The 8,532-nt window shown below is 37.8% G+C and carries 7 protein-coding genes and 2 pseudogenes; 7 read left to right on the forward strand and 2 right to left on the reverse strand.

The window, feature by feature from the left end; genetic code table 11:
- Window positions 1-25: 25 nt before the first annotated feature.
- Window positions 26-1,849, forward strand: a pseudogene (locus tag JCM9140_RS23045) (aldehyde dehydrogenase family protein); the annotation flags it as partial.
- A 50-nt stretch (window positions 1,850-1,899) separates the two neighbouring features.
- Here the strand turns inward: JCM9140_RS23045 and JCM9140_RS06580 are convergent.
- Window positions 1,900-2,145, reverse strand: a complete 246-nt coding sequence (locus JCM9140_RS06580; RefSeq protein ID WP_034744019.1) for an HPr family phosphocarrier protein — start codon at window positions 2,143-2,145, stop codon at window positions 1,900-1,902.
- Window positions 2,146-2,340: 195 nt separating this feature from the next.
- On the opposite strand from JCM9140_RS06580, the gene JCM9140_RS06585 reads away from it, so the two are divergent.
- The gene (locus JCM9140_RS06585) at window positions 2,341-3,075 is read left to right on the forward strand and encodes a Cof-type HAD-IIB family hydrolase (RefSeq protein WP_034744021.1); all 735 of its coding nucleotides are present in this window, start codon (window positions 2,341-2,343) and stop codon (window positions 3,073-3,075) included.
- Between the two features lie 193 nt (window positions 3,076-3,268).
- On the opposite strand, the pseudogene JCM9140_RS06590 reads toward JCM9140_RS06585, so the two are convergent.
- Window positions 3,269-4,014, reverse strand: a pseudogene (locus JCM9140_RS06590) (3D domain-containing protein).
- 228 nt (window positions 4,015-4,242) lie between these two features.
- Here JCM9140_RS06590 and JCM9140_RS06600 point away from each other — a divergent pair.
- The 5 genes from JCM9140_RS06600 to JCM9140_RS06620 all read left to right on the forward strand — a co-directional run bounded on the left by JCM9140_RS06600 (window position 4,243) and on the right by JCM9140_RS06620 (window position 8,164).
- Window positions 4,243-4,935: a response regulator transcription factor gene (locus JCM9140_RS06600; protein WP_034744025.1), complete on the forward strand. Its 693-nt coding sequence runs from the start codon at window positions 4,243-4,245 to the stop codon at window positions 4,933-4,935.
- A 1-nt stretch (window position 4,936) separates the two neighbouring features.
- Entirely contained in the window at window positions 4,937-6,322 is a 1,386-nt protein-coding gene (locus JCM9140_RS06605; protein WP_034744028.1) for a sensor histidine kinase, read from the forward strand.
- On the forward strand, window positions 6,315-7,058 hold the full coding sequence (locus JCM9140_RS06610) for a PepSY domain-containing protein (protein ID WP_034744029.1): 744 nt from the start codon (window positions 6,315-6,317) through the stop codon (window positions 7,056-7,058). Before JCM9140_RS06605 ends, JCM9140_RS06610 begins: the two co-directional genes overlap by 8 nt.
- Window positions 7,059-7,189: 131 nt before the next feature.
- Window positions 7,190-7,771 (forward strand): PepSY domain-containing protein, encoded by a 582-nt coding sequence (locus JCM9140_RS06615; protein WP_052002110.1) that lies wholly within the window; start codon window positions 7,190-7,192, stop codon window positions 7,769-7,771.
- A gap of 204 nt (window positions 7,772-7,975) precedes the next feature.
- The gene (locus JCM9140_RS06620) at window positions 7,976-8,164 is read left to right on the forward strand and encodes a hypothetical protein (protein WP_034744032.1); all 189 of its coding nucleotides are present in this window, start codon (window positions 7,976-7,978) and stop codon (window positions 8,162-8,164) included.
- The last annotated feature ends 368 nt before the right edge of the window (window positions 8,165-8,532 follow it).

Raw genomic sequence — 8,532 nt, forward strand, 5'->3', positions numbered from 1 at the left:
ATAGGAGGGTTTTAAAGATGGTTGTATTGAAATTGCAGAGCCAGTTGGTGTCATAGCAGGAGTAACACCAGTTACGAATCCAACGTCCACAACGATGTTTAAAGCTCTAATTTCGATTAAAACAAGAAACCCAATCGTTTTTGCTTTTCATCCATCTGCTCAAAAATGCAGCAGCGAAGCAGCTCGTATTTTGAGAGATGCAGCGATTTTGGCTGGAGCACCTGAACATTGTATTCAATGGATTGAAACTCCATCTGTAGAAGCAACGAAAGCACTGAGAATCATGAAAAAACAGCATTGGTGTTAGCGACGGGTGGGGCTGGAATGGTGAAGTCTGCTTACAGTACAGGGAAACCTGCGTTAGGAGTCGGACCTGGAAACGTTCCTTGTTACATTGAGAAAACAGCTAATGTGAAACGTGCAGTAAACGACCTAATTTTATCAAAAACGTTTGATAATGGTATGATTTGTGCATCTGAACAAGCTGTCATTATCGATCATGACATTTATGAAGAAGCAAAACGAGAACTGATAGCAAATAAGTGTTATTTCTTAAATGACAAAGAACGAGCAAAAGTAGAGAGCTGGTTATCAATGAAACAACGTGTGCGGTAAATGCGGATATTGTTGGTAAATCTGCTGCTTTTATTGCTAATCTCGCTGGTGTTACGGTACCAGAGGATACAAAAATATTACTAGCTGAATTAAAAGGTGTTGGACCACAATATCCGTTATCTAGAGAAAAACTTAGTCCTGTACTGGCGTGCTACCGTGTGCGGACAACCGAAGAAGGTATGAAAAGAGCAGAAGAGATGCTTGAATTCGGCGGACTGGGTCATTCAGCTGTCATTCATACGAATGATGAAGACCTTATTCGTCAGTATGGATTGAGAATGAAAGCATGCCGAATCATTGTTAATGCTCCATCTTCTCAAGGTGCCATTGGTGATATTTATAATGCCTTCTTGCCATCACTCACATTAGGCTGTGGTTCTTACGGGAAGAACTCAGTTTCTTCTAATGTGAAAAAGCACAGTTTGTTGCGATTCCAACTACTTCTGGAACAGGATCTGAAGTAACATCTTTCTATGTTATTACAGACAAAAATCAGAACATTAAATATCCCCTAGCAGATTATGAATTAACACCAGATGTTGCCATCATTGATCCGCAATTTGTCATGACTGTTCCCAAACATGTCACAGCGGATACGGGAATGGATGTTTTAACCCATGCGATTGAAGCATATGTGTCTGTTATGGCAAATGATTACACAGATGGACTGGCGATTAAAGTAATTCAACTTGTTTTTGAATATTTACCTCGTGCATACGAAAAAGGGAATGATGAGGTGGCAAGGGAAAAAATGCATAATGCCTCAACGATAGCGGGTATGGCTTTTGCTAATGCGTTTCTTGGAATCAACCATAGTTTGGCACACAAACTAGGGGCGGAGTTTCATATAGCCCATGGGCGTTCAAATACCATTTTAATGCCGCATGTTATTCGTTATAATGCGAAAAAGCCGACTAAGTTTGCTACATTCCCTAAATACGAGCATTTTGTTGCGGATAAACGCTATGCTGAAATTGCGAGAATCCATGGGTTGCCGGCGAATACGACAGAAGAAGGGGTAGAGAGTCTCGTTCAAGCGATTGTTAAGCTTGCAAAAGAGATGGATATTCCGATGAGCATTAAAGAAAACGGTGTTGATGAGAAAGTCTTTGAGAGTAAGGTTGAATATCTCGCAGAACGTGCTTTTGAAGATCAATGTACTACAGCAAATCCAAAGCTCCCATTGGTAAGTGAATTTACGGAAGTGTATAAATTAGCTTTTAAAGGTATTTAAGTAAGTAGTAGAAGAACCAATTCCGTTTGAAATGGAATTGGTTCTTCTTTTTATATTTTTTCAAAATAACCAGTGGAAAGCAATGCTTCAATTCCCGCTGTACTGTGACTATCACTAACTGTTAACTCAATTTCTTGATTAGGTTTTAGGGAAATAGCTATTAAACCTAACAAACTTTTAGCATCAATTTCCCAATGTCCTTTTTTAATTAAGATTGTTTCAGAAAACTCACTTGCTTTGTTCACTAAAACACTTGCACTCTCTGCATAAATAGGCTCCAATACCTTTACACGCATGGTATTCCCACTCCCTTTCATTTTTAAAGAAAAATGAAATCTTACTGTTACTACTATATAAAGTAATGGAGGGAAAAATGACTTCCCGCAAAAAAGAAAGCTGTGAGAAACAATAACAAAAGTTAAAGTTGACATCTATTTAACAGAAATTTTTTTCATGGTACACTATATCCAATAATAGGTAAGGGGTGTAATATGGAAAAGCAAATAAAATTAGTTGCCATTGATATGGACGGAACCCTTCTTAATAACCGTCATGAAATCTCTTTAGCCAACCGTAAGGCAATCAAAGAAGCGGAAGCAAAAGGTGTTCATGTTGTCATTAGTACAGGAAGAACAAGGATGACTTGTGATGAGCTTGTGAATTCTTTAGAGCTTAGTTCCTATTTAATCACCGTAAACGGTAGTGAAATCTGGAATCATGAAAGAGAACTTTTGGAAAGAAGTTTGTTACATACAAAGCACATTGAAAATATGTGGAAGTTGAAAGAAACTCATCAAACATTTTGCTGGGCAGCTTCTGTTGACCAAGTTTGGAGAGAAGAGTTTCCGGAAGACTTAACGAAGCATGAATGGATGAAATTCGGTTTTGACATTAAAGATGATGAAATAAGGAAGTTAATTTTAGAAGAACTATCGAAAAATAAGGAACTTGAAATCACAAATTCTAGTCCAACGAATCTTGAGATTAATGCAGTAGGTGTAAACAAAGCTAATGCCATTCAAAAAGTGTGTGCTCGGATTGGAATTACGATGGATCAAGTTCTAGCAATTGGTGATAGTTTAAATGATTTAGCTATGATTAAAGAGGCTGGAATCGGAGTAGCGATGGGAAATGCTCAACCTTTCGTCAAAGAATCAGCTGATTGGGTTACAACAACGAATAACGAAGATGGGGTTGCCAAAGCGATCGAAAAATGGGTTATCTAATGTAAGGGAACTGAAAAGTCGTTTTTTACTTTTCAGTTCCCTTAAAGCAATGCGCGGAGCCACTGCCTCTTTTAAAAGCCTGCTATGAGCGGGTTTCTCGTAGCAGGCGAGCAGTGTGCGGAGCCATTGCAGCTTAATCGAACACTGAAAAGTCGTTTTTTACTTTTCAGTTCCCTTTTTTGTTATACAAAAATTAATTATAGACTTTAACCTTCACTTCTTGAACGCCCCAATTCAGAGCATCTTGTCTATCAGGGATAAATAAATCAATTTTATTCCCTTGAATAGCACCTCCAGTGTCTCCTGCTACGGCATGGACATACCCTTCCACGTACACGTTAGACCCTAAAGGAATAACATCACAGGATCAACAGAAATCACTTTTTTGTCTGGATTGTCTATTAAATTCAAACCTGTAGCGGTAATTCCTGTACAACCATTACAAGAGGCTGTATAGGCCGTAGCTGTCATCGTTAACTCTTTAGCCACCTCTTCATTGCTTGATTGACTTTTTTCTGTTGTTGAAGTGTTTTCCTGCTTCTGTTCCTTTGTCCCGTTAATCGTTAAAGTTGTCCCAGCAACGATTACATGTGGATTAGCAATTTCATTCCAATCTTGAAGGTTTGCAACCGTTATACCATCAAATTTTCTAGAAATGGATGAAAGTGTATCCCCAGGCTGAATGGTGTATTGTTCGGTTGGATTGACATCCTCTATTTCCTCTTCGGTCACTTGTAAACGATCACCAGGATGAATCAAATTACTTGAAAGATTGTTCCAAGACTTTAACTGATTCACTTCTACTTGATGTTTATTTGCAATAGACCATAATGTATCTCCTTTAGTTACGGTTACTTCTTCTGCAGCTACATTTACTCCAAAACCTAAAGTGCCAACTAATGTAGCAATTGTAGCGATTGATACGATGTTCTTTTTCATAAATTGAACCTCCAAATCTATTACTTTCTGAGGTGATTCTATCATGAAATGTTGGAATCCAAAGAACAGGCTAATTACAGTTTTATTGCAGATGTATGGGAAAGTTTGTACAAATTTGGAGAAGATTGAACTTCAGCATGGAGATTGGGTTATTCTTTTAACAGGATGTGTTACAATAAATTTGATTTTTCGCCGTTATTATTCTGTTCTATTTGAAAGGAAATGCTTATGGCACAACAAAAAATTTTAATTGTTGAAGATGAAGCCAATATTGCTCGAGTCATTCAACTTGAACTTGAGCATGAAGGTTATACGACATGCATTGCTGAAGATGGATCAAAGGCAATAGAAAAAATAACAACAGATTCATGGTCACTTGTATTACTTGATGTGATGCTACCTTCATTAAGTGGCATCGAAGTGTTGCGACGTATGCGCTCTTTAGAGGACCAAACCCCTGTTATTTTGTTAACTGCTCGAGATACGGTTGTTGATAAGGTGACAGGTTTAGATCAGGGTGCAAATGATTATATAACAAAACCATTTGAGATTGAGGAATTGCTTGCGAGAATACGAGCATGTTTACGCGTGCATTCGAATGTAGAAGACCGTCAAATGTCGTCTCTGATAACATTGGGTAATTTAACAGTCAGTGAACAAACACGTGAAGTGAAAAGAGGCGAGGTCGAGATTAACTTAACCCCACGTGAGTTTGATCTACTTGTCTATCTTTTAACACATCAAAAGCAAGTTCTAAACAGAGAACAAATCCTTGAGAAAGTCTGGGGGTTTGATTACTTCGGTGATACAAACGTAGTCGATGTGTATGTTCGATATTTGCGACAGAAAATTGATAAGCCCTTTACAGAGCCACTTATTCATACAGTGCGTGGAGTTGGTTATGTGATGAAGGAAACGTGATATGAGTATTTCTCGAAGAATTGCGTGGTTTTCTACAGTTTGGTTATTTGTTTTATTACTAGTTATCAATGGAGGAGTTTACTTTTTATTTAAGTATTATACTTCTGAGGCTGAGTTGCAGCGTGTGACGGCACAAGCGCAATCAATTTCGGAAGCAATCCGACCAGATCGAGGCTTATCTACAGGGCAAACAGAATTGCTCACTGCCTATGTGCCGGGTGATGGAATGATTCGTATTATTCGAAATGACAATAGCGAGGCAATCACGATTACGAAGGATCCATCTTTTCGGTCGATACCTCGAAACTATACGACAGCACAGCAGACAGAACAAATGCTTCACGATAACCAAACATTTGCAATTGCTTGGTTTCCCGTTATTTGGAATGATGGTTCTATTGTGACATTACAATATGTTGAACGAATGGATACGTATGAATCAACTTTATCTATATTAAGAATTGTGTTACTAATTTCTTCTCTTCTTATTATGGTACCTGCTTTTTTGGCAGGTCGAACGTTGAGTCAGTTGTTAGTAAAACCAATACAATCATTAACAGAGACAATGGAATCCATAAGAAAAAGCGGTAGTTTCCAACGAATTCACATAGAAAATAAATCAAATGACGAGCTGGACCAAATGGGACATACGTTTAATAAAATGATCGAAATGCTTGAGAATAACTACGAAAAACAACAGCAATTTGTGTCAGATGCTTCACATGAATTACGAACACCGTTAACCGTAATCGAGAGTTATTCACGCATGTTAAAACGTTGGGGGATGTCTGATCCAGACAGGTTAAAAGAAGCTGTTGATGCGATCTATGATGAATCACAACGAATGAAAGGACTTACCATACAAATGCTTTCCTTAGCTTCTGGAGAGCTTGATCAATCATTAGAGTTAAAAGAAATAGATCTTAGCTTGCTAACAAAAGAAACGTCCAAAAAGCTAAAACAAGTGTATGAGCGAGAAATCACGGTAGAAGCATGTGAGCCAACCATCATACTGGCGGATGATGCTAAGATGAAACAACTCTTAGTGATTTTATTAGAAAATGGTTTGAAATATAGTAGCGATGAACTGAGAATTATCCTGTCAAGAGTAGAAGGCTACGTAAAGGTTGAAGTGTCTGACCGTGGGATTGGCATCCCTAATCAAGACATTCCACACATTTTCGAACGTTTTTTTCGTGTGGATCAAGCAAGAAGTCGAAAAACTGGAGGCAGTGGCCTTGGGTTAGCCATTGCGAAGACGATTGTCGATGCTCATGGTGGAAAAATTACTGTAAAAAGTCAAGAACAGGTTGGGACAACATTTACGATCTTACTTCCAGATTTACAACGTAAGGTGATCAGAGATGAGGGAAAAGATAATGAGTAAATGGAAAAATATTGCATTGATTGTGGTTGCTTTGGGTATTTTCTCCGTAGTTGTCATGTCTGTTCTCCTTCCTACTCAAGAAACGATGAATGAAGATGAAGTAAAAGAGTGGATACTGGAACAGTATGGGGGAACAATTCTTTCTATTCAAGAGTCCGAACAGTTTGGACAACTCCAATATCATCTTCACTTATTGTCTGAAGATCGTTATTATGAAATTAAAGTCGATCCATTTAATCAATTGATTTTATCTTTAGAGCCTAGCTCAGGACTTGGTGAAGGCAATGAGCCAATCGTTGGTGGTGCTCCGGAACAAATACTTCTAAGCCAACAGGAATTGAGAAACATTGTCCAACAAGAGTTCGGCGATAAAGTAACCATCTTTGAAGTGGAGCTTATGGAACAAGAAGGAAATCCTGTTTATCGATTGTCATTTCAACAAGGTGAAGGGACAGGTGAAATTCTTCTTGATGCCCAAACAGGAGAAGTCCTTTTCTATTCCTTACAAGAAAATTCAATGGTACATGAAAAAGAACAAGTTCTTATAGGTGAAGCAGAAGCTGAAAGAATAGCACTTCTTCATGTTGAAGGAGTAGTAGATGATGTTGATCTCGATGAAGAAAATGGGCGACTTGTTTATGAGGTTGAGGTGGAGATAGAAGCAGAAGATCTTGAAGCTGATGTTATTATAGATGCGATAACTGGAGAAGTAATTGCGATCAGATGGGAAGATTAGAAGCAACTAGGTAGACTGGTTGCTTTTTGATTTCTCTTCTATTCCTTCTCATGAAATTCTCATTTTCCTCTCCAACTGTTATCAGAAAGAGTAGGTATGATGAATTTGAATGAGATAAGGAGGAATGAATTATGAAAAAATGGATCGTGCTCGGTACAAGTTTACTAATAGCAGGTGGAACAGCAATAGGAGTTGCGTCTGCAGAAAAAAGCAGCCCAATCATTGCTTATGAATCAGCTATTGTTCTTGAAAAGGGTGTGGAAGAATCTGAAGGTAAATGGCTAAATAATCACGAAGTAACATCTCAAATAACAGAAGACCAAGCAGTTGCGATTGCATTGGACCTTTTACCAGGAAGAGTAAAAGAGGTGGAACTTGATTCAGATGATGGTCGTTTACTTTATGAGATTGAAATCAAGTTTGAAGGAAATGATTATGATCTTGAGATTGATGCATTTACAGGGGAGATTGTAGAAATAGATGATAATTTATTGCAGACACCGATCGCAAAAGATGTAAAAGTCAATATAGAAGAAGCTAGAAACATCGCCCTAACATATATTGGTTCGGGAAGCATAGATGATATTGAACTTGAAGTTAAAAAGGGAAGGTACGTTTATGAAGTTGAAATTGAAGATGCAACCGGAGATGATGATGTCGACGTTTATATTGATGCGAATACAGGAGAGGTTATTGGTGTAGATTGGGATTAAGGCTAAAATGAGACTACTGAAAAAGGAATGCTTTCAGTAGTCTTTTTTATGGATTGGGAAGTGAATAGTAGTAACGTAAATCGTTAATCATTTTTTTTGTTTTTTTACACATAAACCCATACATCTATGAATAAATTGAATATAATTAATGTAAGTGCAAAAGTTGTATGTCAATCAACTTACATGTGCTAAGGAGGGTAAGCAATGGATTATCTTATGTTTTGTGATCATTGTGGAATGCCCAAGCCAATTGTAGAGCACATCATGAGGGAGTACTTTTGGATTGCAAATCATGTTTACTGCAGTAATTGTGAAAAGCCGAATCAAATTCCAACGTATTTACAGGAGCTATCATTAGAAATGCACAGAGATCGTTATAGAGATAGCGAATGATTGAAAAACGATTCATTATAGCCACATTTCCTCATGTAGGACAAGCGCCTACAGTGGCGTGGGTCAAAGAAGCATGTCGCTTTAAAGAGACATGTTTCTTTTTTTTGTTAAAAGGATACAGGAGGAACTTTCTTGTTCAAGCATGAAAAGCTTAATTTTGTCATATGTATCAAGACAAGCTTCAATAGAAAGGAGCAGGAAAGTGACTTATATTCATGAAAACGGCTGGATTTTATTTGTCGTGTCAGAGGGCCTTACGTGGGTTCTTGTCGCTTTATTTTTACTTAGCCGATATTGGCTTTGTTTTGATCGTTTAAGTCAACTGTGGCTTATGCTCATTGTTGGCATAAATATGTTTCAAATTTTTT

Source organism: Halalkalibacter wakoensis JCM 9140, assembly GCF_000513095.1.
In the GTDB taxonomy this organism is placed as follows: Bacteria; Bacillota; Bacilli; order Bacillales; family Bacillaceae_D; genus Halalkalibacter; species Halalkalibacter wakoensis.

Excerpts from the sequence above, each read along its gene's own strand:
- JCM9140_RS06580 (WP_034744019.1), bottom strand. The coding sequence starts at position 2,145 with ATGCGTGTAAAGGTATTGGAGCCTATTTATGCAGAGAGTGCAAGTGTT.
- JCM9140_RS06585 (WP_034744021.1), top strand. The coding sequence starts at position 2,341 with ATGGAAAAGCAAATAAAATTAGTTGCCATTGATATGGACGGAACCCTT.
- JCM9140_RS06600 (WP_034744025.1), top strand. The coding sequence starts at position 4,243 with ATGGCACAACAAAAAATTTTAATTGTTGAAGATGAAGCCAATATTGCT.
- JCM9140_RS06605 (WP_034744028.1), top strand. The coding sequence starts at position 4,937 with ATGAGTATTTCTCGAAGAATTGCGTGGTTTTCTACAGTTTGGTTATTT.
- JCM9140_RS06610 (WP_034744029.1), top strand. The coding sequence starts at position 6,315 with ATGAGTAAATGGAAAAATATTGCATTGATTGTGGTTGCTTTGGGTATT.
- JCM9140_RS06615 (WP_052002110.1), top strand. The coding sequence starts at position 7,190 with ATGAAAAAATGGATCGTGCTCGGTACAAGTTTACTAATAGCAGGTGGA.
- JCM9140_RS06620 (WP_034744032.1), top strand. The coding sequence starts at position 7,976 with ATGGATTATCTTATGTTTTGTGATCATTGTGGAATGCCCAAGCCAATT.